We start from the raw sequence: 16,285 nt of genomic DNA, 5'->3' as shown, positions 1-16,285 counted from the left end.
AATTAGAGGGACTATATCACAGGGATATAACAAGTTGAACACTTATATTTTGCTCAGTAAACTCACTCCCGAAGGGAGAAAAACGGTCAAGGAAAGGCCCGGTAGAATCAAGGAAGTTGACCGGGAACTTGAGAAGTTTGGCGTCAAAGTTATTGAGCAATATGCCACTCTGGGGCATTACGATTTTGTCAACATAGTTGAAGCGCCGGACAATGAAACTCTGGGGCAGGTTTCAATTGAACTTTGTTCGCGTGGAACTCTTGAGCTTATAACGCTTGTAGCCGTTTCCATTGATTCAATGATAGACACCCTTGCTAAGGCAAAGTCCTCCAAATGACCGGTTCCCGCGCAGGATTTTTTTCATCGCTTTTTGACTCTCTCAAGGAACAATCTTCGGATGTTTACGGGAAAAAGGCGTTTTCCGCTCTGTTTTTTTATGTGATTTTTGCGCTTGTGGCGGTTGTTCTTCCCATTATCGCCATTGTTGGCATCGCAGTTTTTAAATGGTTATCCAACTGATTTTATGAGCCGTATACGCGTACTTGACGATATCTTAATTTCCAAAATATCCGCGGGTGAAGTGATTGAGCGTCCCGCTTCGGTGCTCAAAGAGTTTATTGAAAACTCCCTTGACGCGGGGGCAAAAAGAATCTCCGTTGATTTGGATTCGGGCGGCAAACGGCTTGTGAGAGTTTCCGATGACGGTTGCGGAATGTCGCGCGAAGACGCACTTTTGAGCATTGAGCGCCACGCGACGAGTAAAATCAAAGACGAAAAAGAGCTTGCCTCCGTGGGCACTTTCGGATTCAGGGGAGAGGCGCTTCCATCCATCGCGGGGGTGTCAAGATTTTCCCTCACAACGCGCCCGGCACAAGAGCGGGTGGGAGTCGCGATAGAGGTTGAAGGCGGGAAATTCAAGGGCGCGAAGGACGCGGGCTGCCCGGTTGGAACAACGGTTGAAGCGCGCTCGCTTTTCTTCAATACCCGCCCGCGCCTCAAGTTTCTCAAAACAAACGAAACCGAACTTTCAAGATGTTCCGAAGTTGCGAGGTCTGCGGCGGTGGCGAATCCCGAAGTTGATTTTGAGGTTTTGCACAACGGCAGAAATTTCCTGCGTTTTCCGCGCGCGGATATTCAAAACAGGGTGAAAGCCGTTCTGAAAAATGTTCCCCTGCACGCGGTCGGGGCTTCAAGCACGAACGGAAAAATCAAAATCTCCGGTTTTCTCTGCGCGCCCTCGGACGGATTTTCTTCAATGACGCGCCTTTATTGCTATGTCAACGGCAGATATCTGCGCGACAGGTTTATAAACAGGGTTGTTATGGAATGTTTCGGGCGCGTGTTTGAGGCGAGGCGCTATCCTCAAGGGGCTTTGTTTATTGAAATTCCGCCCGAAGATGTTGATGTGAATGTTCACCCGACAAAACATGAGGTTCGTTTTTTATCTCCGGGAGCGGTCGCGGCGGCAATTCGCTCCGCCGTGCAGGATTTACTTTCACTGGCTCCGTGGATGACCGGGCAAAAACAGCACGCCGGCGCGCCGACCGGAGCGAAGTTCTTTCAGGAAAAACCGGACAACTACCGAAAACATACCGCCGGAGCGGGCACGGACGAAATTCGCAACCCGGCGGGTCGCTCGGCGGGTTTTGATTTTCCATCTTCGCAATCCCCGCCGCGAACGGATGATTTGCCGGCAACTGCGGAGAGTTTTCCCGCCAGCGGAGGAGAGGGATTTTTCTCTTCCCTTAAGGTTCTTGGGCAGGCGGGAGACCTTTACATAGTTTGCGAGAGCGAAAAAGGGCTTGTTGTGATTGACCAGCACGCGGCGCATGAACGTGTCAATTTTGAGCGGTTCAAAAACAGTTACAAAACTGACGGAACCCTGCTTGCGCAGAAACTTCTAATTCCTGAGATTGTTGAGATACGCCCCGAAGAGGCGGTTTTGTTTGGCAGGTTTGAAAGCCAGATGAAAAAACTCGGGCTCAACGCCGAACTTTTCGGCGCCGCCGCGGTGAGGATTGAATCGGTTCCCGCAATTATCTCCGGAGCGAGTGCGAAACAGCTGTTCGTTGACGTTTTGAGCGAACTGGACAAAACGGGGCTTTCCGAACTTCCGGGCGAAATTGACAGAAAAACTGAAGATGTGCTCGCGACAATGGCGTGCCACAGGTCCATACGCGCCGGATATGTGATGGAAAACTCGGAAATAAGGTCGCTTCTTTCAGCGATGGACAAATGCGAAATTCCGCATTTCTGCCCTCACGGGCGTCCGGTTGCCATGGACATGACGTATGGCTCGCTTGAGAAGATGTTTAAGAGGAAGTAATCTCTCGCCGGACGGAGGATAAAATGGTTGTAGAAACAAGCGGTTTTCACAGAGGGCTGAAGATAGAGTTGGACGGTGAGGTGTGGGAGATAATTGAGTATCAACAGCAGAAAATGGCTCAGAGAAGCCCCGTTGTAACGGTGAAAGCGCGCAACATTGTCACCGGAGCGGTGCAGGAAAAGAAGTTCCGTTCAGGCGACAAGTTTGAAACCCCCGATATCAAAAAAAGAACCATGCAGTTTCTGTATTCGGACGGAAACATCTATCATTTTATGGACACGGAAACTTACGACCAGCAGGAGCTTTCCGCCGCTCAGGTGGGAAGCGCGGCGGATTTTATGAGCGAGCACCAGGAGATTCAGGTCAATTTTATCAACGGTAATCCTTACGGAATTGAGTTTCTCAAGCACATTGTTGAACTGAAAGTGACCGAAGCCGACCCGGGCGTTAAAGGCGACACGGCAACAAGCGCGACCAAGCCCGCAACCCTTGAAACCGGAGCAAAGGTTCAGGTTCCGCTGTTTGTCAATCCCGGAGATATGATAAAGGTTGACACAAGAGACGGCAGTTACATTGAAAGGGTCAGATAACGCACGCTAACCGGCGATTTCGCGCAGTTTGCGGATTTGTTTTTCGCTCAGGAAAATGCTTGCGCCCACGGGTAGATTTTTCGGCAGTTTCACCGTTCCGAAGCGAATCCTCATCAACCTGCTGACCGAACATCCGCAGGATTCCCACATCCCCCTCACAAAACGGTTTCTTCCCTCTTTGACCACAATTTTGAACCACTTGTTGCTTTTTTCCTTTGAGGGAATCGGCGAAACTTTTTCAAAATGTCCTTTTTTGCCGTCAAGCAAAACGCCGGAGAGAAGTTTTTCAATCGTTTCCCGCCCGGTGTTGCCGCGCACGCGTGCCATGTATTCCCGCTCAACTCCGCTTGAAGGGTGCGTAAGTTTGTGGGCGAGCGAGCCGTCCGAACAGAAAAGCAGCAGCCCTGTGGTGTTGATGTCCAGCCGTCCGACTGAAACCCACCGGGATTTTTCAAGCGGCGGCAAATCCTCAAAAACGGTGGGGCGGTTTTGCGGGTCTTTCATGCTCACTATTTTGCCAACCGGTTTGTTATAGGCGATTATGCGCCCGGGCGAGTCATCTGTGTTGCAGTCAATCCTTTTCCCATCAACCGTGATTTTGTCTTGTGGCTCCGCCTTGTCGCCCAGTTTGCAAACACTGCCGTTGACGGCGACCGCGCCTGATTTTATCAACTCCTCCACGCGCCTCCGCGAACCGGCTCCGGCGGCGGCGAGCAGTTTTTGTACCCTTTCCGCCATCAGAATTTACGTATGATTTCGTAAAGAGTGTTTCTCTGAGCGGGCTCAAATCCGGCGCTTTTTATCATGCCGACAATTTCCTCCGCGCTCGCTTTGGTCTTGTTCTCCGCACACCGCAGAACATTTTCCTCATAAAGAGTGCCTCCGAGGTCGTCCGCGCCGAATCTCATTGACGCGGAACCGATTTTGAACCCCTGTGTGAACCATGACCCTTGAATGAACCTGAAATTGTCAAGAAAAATCCGGCACACCGCCAGCACGCGCAAGTATCGCTCGCCGCCGGTTTCCTCCGGAATTTTGCGCTCAAGAAAAGTGTTTGTCGGCTTGAAAATCCACGGAATAAAAGCAAGAAATCCGCCCGTTTCGTCTTGCAAAGACCGAATTCTTTCAAGATGTTCAACAATGTCTTCATTTTCCTCAACGTGTCCGAACATCATTGTTGCGGTGGTTTTAAAACCTATTTCGTGCGATTCACGAACAATTTCTATCCACCTGTCCGCGTCTATTTTGAGCGGGCTGATTTTTTTTCTAACACCGTTGGAAAGAATTTCCGCGCCGCCGCCGGGGATTGTGCGCAGTCCCGCGTTCCAGAGTTTTTGCAGAACCTCCCGCGAATTCAACCCCTCGTATTTCGCGATTGCCGCAACTTCGGGCGCCGAAAAGGCGTGAAGATGGAGTTCGGGAATCTCTTCACGCGCGCGCCTCACAATTTCAATGTAGTAGTCCAAACTGATTTCGGGGTTGTGGCCGCCTTGAAGCAGAACGGTTGTCGCCCCGTTGTGATACGAGGTTTTCATCATTTCAAGCAGTTTGTCCGCCTCAAGTGTGTAGGCGTCAGCCGCGCCGGGTGGTCTCCAAAACGCGCAGAACAGACATTCGGTGTCGCACACGTTTGTGTAGTTCGGGTTTGTGTCGCGCACAAAAGTTACGGTCTTTCCGGGGTTGTTTCTCTGCCTGCGGAAAGACGCGAGTCCTCCCAGTTGCGGAAGGGTGGCTTTTTCAAGAAGGGCAAGCGCGTCCGCACGGTCAATTCTTTCGCCGCTCATTACCTTGTCGCATATTTCCCGCACGGTCATGGCAAACAGTCTAACTTGCGCCGCCGCCGCGTTCCAGAGTCCAACCGTGTTTTTGCCGCCGTTGTATGCGGATTATGTTATGATTTGTTTCCGCGCCGGGCGTATGAGGAAAAGCCGATTTTGAGTCGCGTAAAAAAAACTTTCAAGATAGTAAACACGCTGGGTCTGCACGCCAGAGCCGCGGCGGGTTTTGTAAAACTTTCAAACCGTTTTTCTTCGGACGTGAAGATAATCAAAGGCGACTATGAAGTGAACGGCAAGAGTATTCTCGGAATTCTTTCCCTTGCCGCCGCCAGAGGCACGGACATTGATATTGAAGTGTCAGGAGATGACGCGCGGGACGCGGCGGAGGAAATCGCCAGATTTGTTGAAAACGGATTCGGAGAGGGAGCTCACACGGAAAATTGAAAATCACAAACGTAAATTCCGCCAATATAAAAAAACAGACTGACGCGGCGCGCAGAAACGCGTCCAATTTTGATTCCAAAACAGTTGCGAATGTTTCGGCGATTGTTGAGCGTGTGCGCAAGGGAGGCGATTCCGCGCTTTTTTCTCTCACAAAAAAGTTTGACGGCGCGAGCATTTCCGCGAAAACGGTTGAGGTTTCGCACTCCGAAGCGGTTGCCGCGGTGAAAAAGGTAAGCAAATCGGTCATCAGGGATTTGAAACTCGCCCGCTCGCGCATTGAGCGTTACCAGAAACAGAAATTGCCGCGCCCGGGCGCGATGAAAGACGCGCTCGGAAATCGGCTGGGCTGGATTACGCGCCCGCTTGAAAGAGTCGGCATCTATATTCCGGGCGGCAAAGCCGCGTATCCCTCAACCGTTCTGATGACGGCGGTTCCGGCGAAGGTCGCGGGAGTGAGCGAAATAGTTATGGCAACTCCATGCCCAGGAGGTGAACTCAATCCCGAAGCGATAGCCGCGGCTCAGATAGCCGGCGTTGACCGGATTTTCAAAATCGGCGGCGCGCAGGCGGTTGCCGCGCTCGCGTTCGGAACGCGTTCGGTTCCACGTGTGGACAAAATTGCCGGTCCCGGAAACATCTATGTGACAATCGCCAAAAAACTGGTTTACGGCGAGGTTGATATAGACATGATGGCGGGCCCGAGTGAGGTTTTCATAATTGCGGACGGCTCATGCCCGCCCGAATGGGTCGCGTCCGATTTGCTTGCTCAGTCCGAGCACGATGAAATGGCGGTTCCCGTTCTCGCCGCCACCTCGCGCGCGTATGCCGTAAAGGTTAAAAAAGCGCTTCTTGAAATGGCGCAGGGGATTGAAAGAAAAAAGATAGCGGGCGCCTCAATCCGCAACAACGGAAAAATCTTTGTGGTCTCAACTCTGCGGCAGGCGGTTGCGCTCGCCAACGCGATGGGACCGGAGCATTTGCAGATTTGCGTGAAAAATCCGCGCGCGTTACTGCCTCTTGTCCGGCACGCCGGGGCGATTTTTCTCGGAAGTCTTTCCACCGAAGCGTTTGGAGATTATATCTGCGGCTCAAGCCACGTTCTGCCGACCGGAGGCGCGAGGTTTTCGTCCCCGCTTTCCGCGGCGGATTTTGTTAAGACTCCGAGTGTTGCCGAAATGTCCGCGCGCGGGTTTGAAAAACTTTCCGGCGCGGTCGTCAATCTTGCGCGCGCCGAAGGGCTTACCGCTCACGCCCTCTCCGTAACTACGCGAACCGCGACAACCCGCAAGAGGACCAAAAAGTAAGAGGAATTCCGATGGCGGGTATTGAAAAGCTTCTGCACAGGGTTTCCCCTTCGGTTCGCGCTTTATCCGCTTATGATTCCTCCCGTCCGCGGCGCAGAATCAAACTTGACGGCAACGAAAGCCCGTTTTCTCTTTCCGGCGAATTGCGCTCGGAAATCGCGCGAGTCGCGGAAAATCTTCCCTTAAACCGCTATCCCGACCCCAACTGCGAGTGGCTAAAAAAAGCCGTGTCCGAACGGACGGGAACGGACTCAAGCGGCATAGTGTTCGGCAACGGCTCGGACGAATTGATACAAATCCTCATAGCGGCTTTTTGCGGTGAATCGGAAACCGTGCTTGTTCCCGCGCCCACTTTTTCAATGTACGCGCTCACGGCGCAAGTGCTCGGCAAAAAGGTTGTGAAGGAAAACCTCACGCCGGATTTTGACATCAATCCCGAAGCGATGCTTGCCGCGATGAACGCTCATAATCCCGACATTGTTTTTCTCGCCTCGCCCAACAGTCCCACGGGCAATCTGCTGTCGCCCGGCAAGGTTGAAGCCGTTATCGCGGGCGCGCCGGGAATTGTGGTTGTGGACGAAGCGTATTTCAGTTTTTGCGGCAAAACACATGTTGCGCTTATGAAAAAGTATGAAAATCTCGCCGTTATGCGGACTTTTTCAAAAATCGGTTTCGCCGCGCTCCGTCTGGGCGCGCTCTTTATGAATCCCGAACTCGCCGCGCAAGCGGAGAAAGTTCGCCTTCCCTACAACATCAATTCCTTCACGCAAGCCGCCGCGCGCGTCTTTTTTGAAAACCCGGGCGTTTTTGAAGAAAACATCAACATCATCAAGTCCGAGCGCGAAAAGATGTTTCAAACTCTCGGTTCCATTGACGCAATAAAAGTGTTTCCGAGCGCCGCCAATTTTTTCCTCATTCAATTTAACGGCGCAAAAACCGCGGGCGAAGTTCACCGCGCGCTGATTGAAAAAGATATTCTTACGCGCAATTTTCCGGACACCGATATGGCGGACTGCCTCAGGGTTACAATCGGTCTTCCGGAGGAAAACAGAGAGTTTGAAGAAAGTTTGCGCGCGATTATTTCCGGGCTTTAATCAGTTTTACCGCGCCGAAAGAGATAAGTCCGAGCGCGATAACTTGCGCGACCGACAGCCCCGGCACTGGGCTCGGAGTGGTTGTCCGCACAAATTCAACCGCGAACCGCTCAAGTCCCGCGAGCATGAGATAGAGCGCGAACAGCGAGCCGTTTACGGTGATTTTCAGCCGCAGTTTCCAAAGCGCGGCGAACACCGCCGTCATTGCCGCCGTTTCATAGATTTGAGTGGGGTGAACCGTGAAATCAACCGGCGGCAGACCGTTCGGGAAAGCCATTGCCCACGGCAATGAAGACGCGGTTCCATAGTCATCTCCAACCAGCAGGCAGCCGATTCGCCCGATTGCGTAAGCAAGCGCGAGACCCGGAGCGGCGGCGTCAAGCATCTTCCAAATGCCGATTCCTTTTACGCGCGCGACCGCTATTCCCGCCGCGAGACCGCCGAAAAAACCGCCGTAGAAAGTAAATCCGTGTCCCGAAAAAATGGGCGCGTCAGGGTTTTGCGCCATGAAAAACAGTTTAGCCCCAAGGAGTGAACACACGACAATCCACAAAAGCAGGTCTTGCGCGATATTCGGGTTGATGTTTTTCCGCTTTAATTCGCGTTCGGTAAGCAGATAAGCGGTGAGAAACGCGAGCGCGACCATAACGCCGAATGACCCCACAGACACGTTGCCGACAGTGAGCAGTTCGGGATACATCAGTCGTTTTCCGCTGAAATATTTTCACCGGCGGCTTTTTCCGCCGCCGAGTTGCTTTTTGCGAGCAGAAACAGGGACGCGCAAAAACAGACACACAGCGCGATATTGAGATAGAAGATTTGGAAAAGCGTCATTTGCCATCAATTTATATTCTTCTCCGCCGGTTTCAACTAACCCTTTGGCACAGGTTTTCGCGCCCCGGAAGTTTTGCAACAGCCCGTGCCTGAATGTAAACTTTCTTTCCATGTTGAGTTCACCGGTTCTTGTGTTGAACAAAAACTATCTGCCCGTGTCCGTTACCAGTTTGAGACGGGCGTTCATAATGCTCTACTGCGGCGAGGCAAAAGCCGTTTCGCAGACCTATGAGACTTTTGATTTTGAGAGTTGGGCGCAGGTGTCCACCGCGGCGGACGGCGGTTTGGACGGTGAATACATCAGAACCGTTACAAAAATCATCAAAGCGCCCAGAGTCATACTTCTTCTCCGCTACGGCGGATTTCACAGAAAGCGTCCCAAATTCAACCGCCTGAACATATTCCGCAGGGACGATGGGAAATGCCAATACTGCGGGCGTGAGTTTCCGAAAAAGGATTTGACGATAGACCACGTAGTTCCGCGTTCGCTCGGCGGCACAAGCAGGTGGGACAATGTTGTGTGCTCATGCGGCACGTGCAACCGCAAAAAAGGTGGGAGAACGCCGGAGCAGGCGAGGATGAAACTTCTGACTCTGCCCGTTGAACCCCAGTGGGGACCTTTCACCGACATTTACGCGCGCGCCGTGCGCTACAAGGAATGGGAGCCGTTTGTAAGCTTCGTTGATGCGTCGTATTGGAACGTTGAACTTGAGGGCTGAGGCAAACACCGTCCGGCTTTTTATCTTTTGAACTTCAACGATTTTCGCAAACACCGCTCAAAGGTTCCCGAAGGCCAAATCTTCTGCCGGACTGCTGGAAGCGGACCGCCTCTGCTGCTTCTGCACGGCTATCCCCAAACAGGTTTGATGTGGCATAAAATCGCACCCGAACTGACGCGTGATTTCACCGTTGTTGTTCCGGACCTCAGAGGATACGGCGCGAGTATGGCTCCGCCTTCCGAGCCCGACCACTCTTCATACTCCAAACGCGCAATGGCGGGCGACGTGGTTCGGCTGATGGACGAACTGGGTTTCGAGAAATTCTTCATCGCGGGGCACGACAGGGGCGGAAGGGTTGCCCACCGTCTCGCCAGAGACCACCGCGACAGAGTTTCCGCGCTTGCGGTTCTTGATATATGCCCGACCCTTGATATGTATGAGGCGGCGGATATGGATTTCGCGCTCGCTTATTTTCACTGGTTCTTTTTGACTCAAAGTCCCGATATTCCCGAACGGATGATAGCATCCGACCCGGAAGCGTGGATGGATATGTGTCTTCAAAACTGGTCCGGCGGACATGATTTCGGCGCGGCAAAAGATGAATATCTGAAATTTTTCGGCGACCCGGAACGCATACGCGCCTCATGCGAAGATTACAGAGCATCCGCCACAATTGATTTGGAGCATGACAGAGCCGACAGGGACGAACCGATTGATATTCCTCTGCATATTCTGTGGGGCGAACGCGGAGTTGTGGGGCGTATGTTTGAGCCGTTAAAGGTGTGGCAACCCTACACAACCGCCGCCGTTACAGGACGTGCGATGCCGTGCGGGCATTTTATTCCCGAAGAAGACTCGGAAGGGACTGTTGAGGAGTTGAAGGGGTTTTTTTGGGGTGTTTCACACTTAGTTTGAAGCACTCACGGCGAGGTTCGCGTCAACATTGAGACCGGCAGTTTTCAATTCCTTGATAAGGTTCAATTTCCACACTCCTTCTTTGTCTAGTGTTATGTAGACAACCCCACTATAATCGGACGGTATTTTTACACCTTTCTCAACCAACGCACAAACTCTATTCCTGCCGAGTTTTCCCATGAAAAATCCGAGTTCTAAAATCGCATTTTGCCTTGCACGAGGTTGGGGTTCGTTTTCTTCTTCTTTTAGTGCTCCCACATCATCACCGGTAAGTAATACTACAGCAAACCCGGTCTGTTCTGCATGATTTTCAAACTTCTCTATGATTGTTTGACCTTGATTTGGCTGTTCGTGCAGTATTACGGGATTCAATTTCAGTGTTGTTAGAAATCGTGCTACTTCCTGTTTGATTTCATTGTTTCTGCCGTGAACTATAAATACCTCATTTGTGTTTTTTGGCTTTTCTGGTTCAATACGAGGAATTGTCTCTTTTTCATCATCTTCCCAGTAATTCTTAATTTCATCAATCATTGATTGAATATGACTTTCTGCTCGGTCTAATGAGTCTGAATAACTTTTTTCGTATTTGCGTTGATTTTCATAACGGTCTTGTTCCATGTAACTAACTCGTGGGAACATATAGTTCCTAAAAGTCCTTATATGTTCATTTTGATTCTCAAATATTTTTGATATGGCAGTTGCTGTGTCAAATTCCCATTTTTTAAATTCTGATGATTCGTAATTTTCTACTGTTTTTTCACGTAGTGCGGGTATGGCACTCAGTGCCTTCTGCAAAATCTCTATGGATTTGGATTTTGATAGTTTCTTCATTATTTTACTTCGCTCCCACAATCTCAACCACTTTCAAACCCTCAATTTCTCTGCCATCCACAATTTTAACCGCAATTCTGCTGTTTTTGCCAAGATAACAAATATTCTTCCCCCGTTTGACACTCTCCATTGATAGACAGAACGAATCAAGCTGCTTCTTTAACTTCACTCCATTTTAACGGTTTGTTACAGAGCACATGCTTGACTGTCTTTTGACCATAAGGAGAGCTAATTTGAATTTTTATCAGTTGTTTTCTCTCCTGATTCTTGAGACTTTTTGACACAAGTACCGGATAGCATATGAATGTTCCAAGATCTTCTTTGAAAGAATTAATGCCTCCTTCCAACTGTTCTTTTACTTTTGTAAAATCAAGATTTGTACTTTTGAACTCAACAGGCAAAAAGAATGTAGTGCCTGCTTCGTCAGCAACAATTCCATAATCACACCTTCTTCCCGGCTTAATTGATGGGAGACGGGAGTCAATATCAATAATAATTCTCTCTTTGGGGAAACCGTCTAACTTCATTTCACAATTCTTCACTTTACATTGTGGACACAAATCTTGAGGAAATTGTGATGCCAATGATTTCGAATAAATAACAGATGTCATTTTTCATTCAGTGTTCTTTCGAGGATTTCCGCAGTTTCGTTGTATAAATCTGAAGAAACCCTTTCATGATCTTTCGGGGATAATCCACTTTCTTGGTCAAAAGCCAACCTTTGGACGATAGTCCCCTTTTCATTTTTGTCGCCAAAACTGTAGGCAGCAATTTCCTGTTCAAAGAGCGCGGTTCTGTTATTACGTTCGGACTCACCAATTTGTGACAATCGGACATGGTTAGAAATTTGTTCCAGAAAATAATCGTTATGAGTTGTTACTAGTACTTTCACACCGACTCTTATTAATTGAACAATAGTACTTGCGATTTCTCTCTGGGCTGCTGGGTGGAGGTGGGATTCCGGCTCCTCTATTATTAACAGGTTGCCTTTGTCTATTGTGTGCTTAATGAAGAGAACAATGGCGGCAAGTTCGGAGACCATTGACGAAGAACGTACTAAAGGGACTTCAAGACCACTTTGCTTGTAAAAAAACTGCGGGTACTGATTTGCTCCAGATTTTTCAACCTTAATAGAACCGTGCAGTATATTTTCTTCCATTTTTGCCGCCACACTTGCTATATTTTGATTAAGTGGGTTGCTTGTGTCCATCAGAATAATTTCATATAAGAAATCAGAAAGTATGCCAGTAAGTGTAGGAACCGAAACTGGTTCTAATCCTGCTAAGGTAGCGCGTTTTAAAAGTGCTCCCACTATTGCTTGATGGCTTTGCATAATTCCTGTTCTTGCGGCTGGTAGATAGTAAGGTTCTATTTCGTTAGAGTGGTCATCAATCAACCTATGAATGCTATAGATGAATTCTCTTGCTATTACTTCAACGGGGAATTGATCACCCAAGAGTCCTGAGAGTCCTGAGAATTTTGAGAGTTTTGGACTTTTTTGTTGGGAAGATGGCGTGTTTATTTCTATGTCAGGATTTTTACTTAAAGATCCTATTTTGAAAGTCTTTTTCGTATCTTGGTAACTGAGACTGAACTCATCACTAATGAGAGGGTCTTTTCCGGTTGAAGTTCCAACACAACGAGAAATTTCGTCATGGAAGGATTGGGCAATTTGTTGCGACACTTCTGTTTTTACCCAGTTTTGTAAATTTTCAGGCAAACCAAGAAAACTGAAGTTTTCCATGTCTTTTCCTGATAATTTTTTTAAGAATTCAACTAGTTCGTTTGCAGGTTTTTTATCAGAAATGTCAAAAAGATTCATTCTTCTCCTGAATATTCTTTCAGAGAAAACTGGAGTGACATTTCCAAGGCGTGAGGACCGAAGCAAAGCGTAAATAAGAATCGCAAGGTATGATTTCCCAGTATTGCTGGGTCCCACGAAAACAGTCAACGGACACAGTTCAATATCCTTTGCTTCCGCAATAGGTCCGTAGTTTTCAACGGAAATTTTTATGTTCTTTGTAGCCACCACTTCTCACCTTGTGACTCCTACTATATCCTCCACTTTCAAACTCTCAACTTCTCTGTTTACCCAAATTGTTTGACACTCCGCCCCTTTCTATGTCATAATTCCCCTCTTACGCGGAGCAATCCCAATGCAAGCGGTAATAAGAACAGGAAACAGGCAATATCTCGTTAAGTCGGGCGATGTTGTTGAAATTGAAAAAATCGCGGGAAACCCCGGCGATCCGGTCGGTTTTGACGATATTTTGATGGTGTCTGACGGCGAAGGGGACGCGAAAGTCGGTTCTCCGGTTGTTAAGGGCGCGGAAGTGAAGGGCGAGATAGTCAATCAGAAAAGAGGACAGAAAATCATTGTCTTCAAATTCAAAAGACGCAAAAAATACAGACGCAAAGCCGGGCACCGGCAGCAATACACATCGGTTCGTATAACCAATATCAGAATGTAGGCGGTAGCGCATTATGTCCACAAAGAAAGGCGGCGGAAGTTCAAAAAACGGAAGAGATTCGGCGGGCAGGCGGCTCGGCGTCAAGAAGTTTGGCGGAGAGGTCGTTAAAGCCGGAAACATAATTGTCAGGCAGAGAGGGACTTTGTTCCATGCGGGCGACAACGTCGGCACGGGGCGCGACTGGACGCTTTTCGCGCTCAGCGACGGAGTTGTGAAGTTCCGCAAAGGCAAAAGGAAAACCGTTTCGGTTGTTCCCGCTCAGTAATTCCCGTTTTCCCTGCTGACCGGCTCCGTGCCGTTTGTTAAACTACCTTTCATCCGCGACAAGCGGGACAACCTTATGACCGGAAACGAAATCAGGGAAACCTTCCTTTCATACTTTGAAGACAAAGGGCACAAGCGCGCGCGCAGTTCGCCGCTTATTCCCGCTCAAGATCCCACGCTTCTTTTCACGAACGCCGGAATGGTGCAGTTCAAAAATGTTTTCCTCGGTCTTGAACAATATCCCTCCCCGAGGGCGGTTTCATCGCAAAAATGCATGCGCGCGGGCGGCAAGCACAATGATTTGGACAATGTCGGATACACGGCGCGCCATCACACGTTTTTTGAAATGCTCGGCAATTTTTCCTTTGGCGACTACTTCAAACCCGATGCCGTGCGATTCGCGTGGGATTTGATGACGGAAGTTTTCAAACTTCCCAAAGACAAACTCTGGGTTACCGTCTATAAGGACGATGACGAAGCGGCGGATATCTGGAGCAAAGAGGCGGTGGGGCTGGACGGGTCGCGAATTCTGCGCATGGGAGAGGAAAGCAACTTCTGGTCAATGGGAGACGTGGGTCCGTGCGGGCCGTGTTCGGAAATTCTCATAGACCAGGGTGCGAAAGCCGGATGCGGAAAGAAAACCTGCGCTCCGGGCTGTGATTGCGACCGCTATCTTGAGCTGTGGAACCTTGTTTTTATGCAGTATGAAAAAGACGAAAGCGGCAAAATGACTCCGCTTCCGCGCCCCAGCATAGACACCGGAATGGGGCTTGAGCGTATGGCGGCGGTCATACAGGGCGCGCCGAGCAACTACGAAACCGACCTGCTGATGCCCGTGATTTCAAGTGTTGAAGAGTTGTCGGAAATAAAATACAAAAACGGCAAAGGTGCGTCCGACAGCGGAATGAGGGTTGTTGCCGACCACGCGCGCGCGGCGTGCTTTCTTGTTTGTGACGGCGTGTTTCCGTCGAATGAGGGAAGGGGCTATGTGCTCAGAAGGATTATCAGAAGAGCGGTTCGGCACGGCAAAAATCTCGGAATGAGCGATCCGTTTCTGTTCAAAACCCTCGGTGCGGTTTCGGCGGCGATGGGCGACGCCTATCCCGAACTTTCCGAAAAAGCTGACTACACGGCGCAGGTGGTGCGCAGTGAGGAAGAGAGGTTTTTTGAGACCGTTGACAGAGGGCTTGAAATTCTTGAGAGCGAGGTAAGGAAGCTCAAAAAAGGCGGCAAACTTTCGGGCGCGGCGGCTTTCAGACTTTATGACACATACGGATTTCCGCTTGATTTGACGCAGGACGTTTTGCGCGAGCGCGGAATCGGCGTTGACGAAAAAGGTTTTGAAAAGGAAATGGGCAAACAGAAAGAGCAGTCTCGCAAGTCATGGAAAGGAGACGCGGATAAAAACTCATCCGCCACGGCGGACTATTCCGCGCTGGCGTCCGAAGGATTTTCCACCGATTTTACGGGCTACGGAGCGACTGAGGGTGAAGGGAAAATTGTTTCCGTAAGTGAGCCGGACGAAAGGGGCGAAGTGGAAATTGTTACGGACTCAACGCCCTTTTACGCCAGTTCCGGCGGGCAGATTGGAGACACTGGCACGATAGCCGGAAGCGGTTTTTCAGCAAAGGTTGTTGACACCGCAAAACCGGTCGGCGGCGTTATATGTCACCGCGCCGTGATTGAGAACGGCGGCGCGACCGCCGGAGACCTTGTAACTCTTTCGGTTGATAAAGACCTGCGGCGCGGTTCCTGCGCCCACCATACCGCCACGCATATTCTGCACTCGGTTTTGCGCGACACGCTCGGCACGCATGTTTCTCAAGCCGGGTCTCTTGTGGCTCCCGACCGGTTGCGTTTTGATTTTACGCACCATTCGCGCGTAAGCGCGGACGAGCTTGAGGAGATTGAGACCGCCGTAAATGAGCGCATAGGGTGCGCCAATGAAGTTGTTACGCAGACAGATGTTCCGTATGACGAAGCGCTTAAAAGCGGGGCGATGGCGATTTTTGAGGAGAAATACGGCGACAGCGTGAGAGTGGTTTCAATCGGTGATTACAGCATTGAACTTTGCGGCGGAACGCATCTTGAAAACTCCGCGGCGGCGGGAATGTTCAAGATTGTTTCGCAGTCCGCTTCAAGCGCTGGAGTGCGGAGAATAGAAGCGGTTTGCGCGAGCGCCGCGCTCAAAAGAGCCGTTGAAAACGAAAAAACAATCGCGCGAACGGCAAAGATTCTGGGGGCGGGCTCGGAGGAAATAACCGCGAGGGTTGAGAAACTTCTCAAAAGCAACGAGGATCTTCAAAAGCAGGTGGGAGATGCAAGAAAGAGCGCTTTTTCGGGCGGAATGGACGAAGCGCTTTCCGCCGCCGAAGACATCAACGGCGTGCGTTTTGTGTCTCTTGAGGTTCCGGACGCGAGCGCGCAGGAGTTAAGGGAGATGTGGGATAAAATCCGCGCAAAAATTAAAAGCGGAACCGCGGTGCTCTGCGGAGAGCGGGGCGGAAAGGCGTTTGTTCTTGTCGGTGTTACGAAAGACCTCGCGGGCAAGATTCACGCGGGCAACATAGTAAAGGAAATCGCCCCGCTGATTGGCGGAAAAGGCGGCGGCAAGCCAGAACTTGCGCAAGCGGGCGGGGGAACACCCGAAGGCGCGGGCAAAGCGATTGAAAAGTGCGCGGAGATTATCAGGTCTCAAAACGGCTGATTTCAAAA

The 16,285-nt window shown here is 50.2% G+C and carries 18 protein-coding genes; 12 read left to right on the top strand and 6 right to left on the bottom strand.

Annotated features, from left to right (window positions below; all coding sequences use genetic code 11):
- Nucleotides 1-34: 34 nt before the first annotated feature.
- From GKS04_04590 to efp, 4 genes are read left to right on the top strand one after another with little or no spacing between them, the layout of a single operon-like run.
- On the top strand, nt 35-337 hold the full coding sequence (locus GKS04_04590; protein QMU56421.1) for a GYD domain-containing protein: 303 nt from the start codon (nt 35-37) through the stop codon (nt 335-337).
- Nucleotides 334-519, top strand: coding sequence for a hypothetical protein (locus tag GKS04_04585; GenBank protein QMU56420.1), 186 nt, complete (start codon nt 334-336; stop codon nt 517-519). The genes GKS04_04590 and GKS04_04585 overlap by 4 nt, the downstream gene beginning before the upstream one ends.
- Before the next feature lie 4 nt (nt 520-523).
- A complete protein-coding gene (mutL, locus tag GKS04_04580; GenBank protein QMU56419.1) occupies nt 524-2,326 on the top strand; it encodes a DNA mismatch repair endonuclease MutL in 1,803 nt (600 codons plus the stop codon).
- A gap of 23 nt (nt 2,327-2,349) precedes the next feature.
- On the top strand, nt 2,350-2,916 hold the full coding sequence (efp, locus tag GKS04_04575; GenBank protein ID QMU56418.1) for an elongation factor P: 567 nt from the start codon (nt 2,350-2,352) through the stop codon (nt 2,914-2,916).
- Between the two features lie 6 nt (nt 2,917-2,922).
- On the opposite strand, the gene GKS04_04570 is transcribed toward efp, so the two are convergent.
- A complete protein-coding gene (locus GKS04_04570; GenBank protein ID QMU56417.1) occupies nt 2,923-3,654 on the bottom strand; it encodes a pseudouridine synthase in 732 nt (243 codons plus the stop codon).
- A complete protein-coding gene (gene mqnC / locus GKS04_04565) occupies nt 3,654-4,730 on the bottom strand; it encodes a dehypoxanthine futalosine cyclase (GenBank protein ID QMU56416.1) in 1,077 nt (358 codons plus the stop codon). The genes GKS04_04570 and mqnC overlap by 1 nt, the downstream gene beginning before the upstream one ends.
- 120 nt (nt 4,731-4,850) lie before the next feature.
- Here mqnC and GKS04_04560 point away from each other — a divergent pair, with 120 nt between their 5' ends.
- From GKS04_04560 to hisC, 3 genes are read left to right on the top strand one after another with little or no spacing between them, the layout of a single operon-like run.
- Entirely contained in the window at nt 4,851-5,138 is a 288-nt protein-coding gene (locus GKS04_04560) for an HPr family phosphocarrier protein (GenBank protein ID QMU56700.1), read from the top strand.
- Entirely contained in the window at nt 5,135-6,442 is a 1,308-nt protein-coding gene (gene hisD, locus GKS04_04555; protein QMU56415.1) for a histidinol dehydrogenase, read from the top strand. The genes GKS04_04560 and hisD overlap by 4 nt, the downstream gene beginning before the upstream one ends.
- 11 nt (nt 6,443-6,453) lie before the next feature.
- Nucleotides 6,454-7,536: a histidinol-phosphate transaminase gene (hisC, locus tag GKS04_04550; protein QMU56414.1), complete on the top strand. Its 1,083-nt coding sequence runs from the start codon at nt 6,454-6,456 to the stop codon at nt 7,534-7,536.
- On the opposite strand, the gene GKS04_04545 is transcribed toward hisC, so the two are convergent.
- The gene (locus GKS04_04545) at nt 7,520-8,236 is read right to left on the bottom strand and encodes a prolipoprotein diacylglyceryl transferase (GenBank protein QMU56413.1); all 717 of its coding nucleotides are present in this window, start codon (nt 8,234-8,236) and stop codon (nt 7,520-7,522) included. The two genes, hisC and GKS04_04545, sit on opposite strands and share 17 nt — an antisense overlap.
- 244 nt (nt 8,237-8,480) lie before the next feature.
- On the opposite strand from GKS04_04545, the gene GKS04_04540 reads away from it, so the two are divergent.
- Nucleotides 8,481-9,089 (top strand): HNH endonuclease, encoded by a 609-nt coding sequence (locus GKS04_04540; GenBank protein QMU56412.1) that lies wholly within the window; start codon nt 8,481-8,483, stop codon nt 9,087-9,089.
- A 27-nt stretch (nt 9,090-9,116) separates the two neighbouring features.
- A complete protein-coding gene (locus GKS04_04535; protein ID QMU56411.1) occupies nt 9,117-10,004 on the top strand; it encodes an alpha/beta fold hydrolase in 888 nt (295 codons plus the stop codon).
- Here GKS04_04535 and GKS04_04530 read toward each other — a convergent pair.
- From GKS04_04530 to GKS04_04520, 3 genes are all read right to left on the bottom strand, one after another.
- Complete coding sequence (locus tag GKS04_04530; GenBank protein ID QMU56410.1) at nt 9,996-10,835, bottom strand: nucleotide-binding protein; 840 nt, start codon at nt 10,833-10,835, stop codon at nt 9,996-9,998. The two genes, GKS04_04535 and GKS04_04530, sit on opposite strands and share 9 nt — an antisense overlap.
- Before the next feature lie 146 nt (nt 10,836-10,981).
- Nucleotides 10,982-11,446, bottom strand: coding sequence for a hypothetical protein (locus tag GKS04_04525; GenBank protein QMU56409.1), 465 nt, complete (start codon nt 11,444-11,446; stop codon nt 10,982-10,984).
- Nucleotides 11,443-12,867: an AAA family ATPase gene (locus GKS04_04520; protein ID QMU56408.1), complete on the bottom strand. Its 1,425-nt coding sequence runs from the start codon at nt 12,865-12,867 to the stop codon at nt 11,443-11,445. Before GKS04_04520 ends, GKS04_04525 begins: the two co-directional genes overlap by 4 nt.
- A gap of 124 nt (nt 12,868-12,991) precedes the next feature.
- Between GKS04_04520 and rplU the strand changes: the two genes are divergently transcribed.
- From rplU to alaS, 3 genes are all read left to right on the top strand, one after another.
- On the top strand, nt 12,992-13,306 hold the full coding sequence (gene rplU / locus GKS04_04515) for a 50S ribosomal protein L21 (GenBank protein QMU56407.1): 315 nt from the start codon (nt 12,992-12,994) through the stop codon (nt 13,304-13,306).
- A 13-nt stretch (nt 13,307-13,319) separates the two neighbouring features.
- Nucleotides 13,320-13,571, top strand: a complete 252-nt coding sequence (gene rpmA, locus GKS04_04510) for a 50S ribosomal protein L27 (protein ID QMU56406.1) — start codon at nt 13,320-13,322, stop codon at nt 13,569-13,571.
- 75 nt (nt 13,572-13,646) lie between these two features.
- On the top strand, nt 13,647-16,277 hold the full coding sequence (alaS, locus tag GKS04_04505; GenBank protein ID QMU56405.1) for an alanine--tRNA ligase: 2,631 nt from the start codon (nt 13,647-13,649) through the stop codon (nt 16,275-16,277).
- The last annotated feature ends 8 nt before the right edge of the window (nt 16,278-16,285 follow it).

The sequence above is a fragment of the Candidatus Mycalebacterium zealandia genome (genome assembly GCA_014075295.1).
GTDB lineage: Bacteria > Desulfobacterota_D > UBA1144 > Nemesobacterales > Mycalebacteriaceae > Mycalebacterium > Mycalebacterium zealandia.
Note: the sequence above shows the minus strand (reverse complement) of the source record. Positions and strands in the feature narration are given on the sequence as shown.

Bases quoted from the DNA above. Each gene is read 5' to 3' on its own strand.
- mqnC (QMU56416.1), bottom strand. From the start codon at position 4,730: ATGACCGTGCGGGAAATATGCGACAAGGTAATGAGCGGCGAAAGAATT.
- rplU (QMU56407.1), top strand. From the start codon at position 12,992: ATGCAAGCGGTAATAAGAACAGGAAACAGGCAATATCTCGTTAAGTCG.
- GKS04_04585 (QMU56420.1), top strand. From the start codon at position 334: ATGACCGGTTCCCGCGCAGGATTTTTTTCATCGCTTTTTGACTCTCTC.
- GKS04_04525 (QMU56409.1), bottom strand. From the start codon at position 11,446: ATGACATCTGTTATTTATTCGAAATCATTGGCATCACAATTTCCTCAA.
- rpmA (QMU56406.1), top strand. From the start codon at position 13,320: ATGTCCACAAAGAAAGGCGGCGGAAGTTCAAAAAACGGAAGAGATTCG.
- alaS (QMU56405.1), top strand. From the start codon at position 13,647: ATGACCGGAAACGAAATCAGGGAAACCTTCCTTTCATACTTTGAAGAC.
- GKS04_04570 (QMU56417.1), bottom strand. From the start codon at position 3,654: ATGGCGGAAAGGGTACAAAAACTGCTCGCCGCCGCCGGAGCCGGTTCG.
- GKS04_04540 (QMU56412.1), top strand. From the start codon at position 8,481: ATGTTGAGTTCACCGGTTCTTGTGTTGAACAAAAACTATCTGCCCGTG.
- efp (QMU56418.1), top strand. From the start codon at position 2,350: ATGGTTGTAGAAACAAGCGGTTTTCACAGAGGGCTGAAGATAGAGTTG.
- GKS04_04545 (QMU56413.1), bottom strand. From the start codon at position 8,236: ATGTATCCCGAACTGCTCACTGTCGGCAACGTGTCTGTGGGGTCATTC.
- mutL (QMU56419.1), top strand. From the start codon at position 524: ATGAGCCGTATACGCGTACTTGACGATATCTTAATTTCCAAAATATCC.
- hisC (QMU56414.1), top strand. From the start codon at position 6,454: ATGGCGGGTATTGAAAAGCTTCTGCACAGGGTTTCCCCTTCGGTTCGC.
- GKS04_04530 (QMU56410.1), bottom strand. From the start codon at position 10,835: ATGAAGAAACTATCAAAATCCAAATCCATAGAGATTTTGCAGAAGGCA.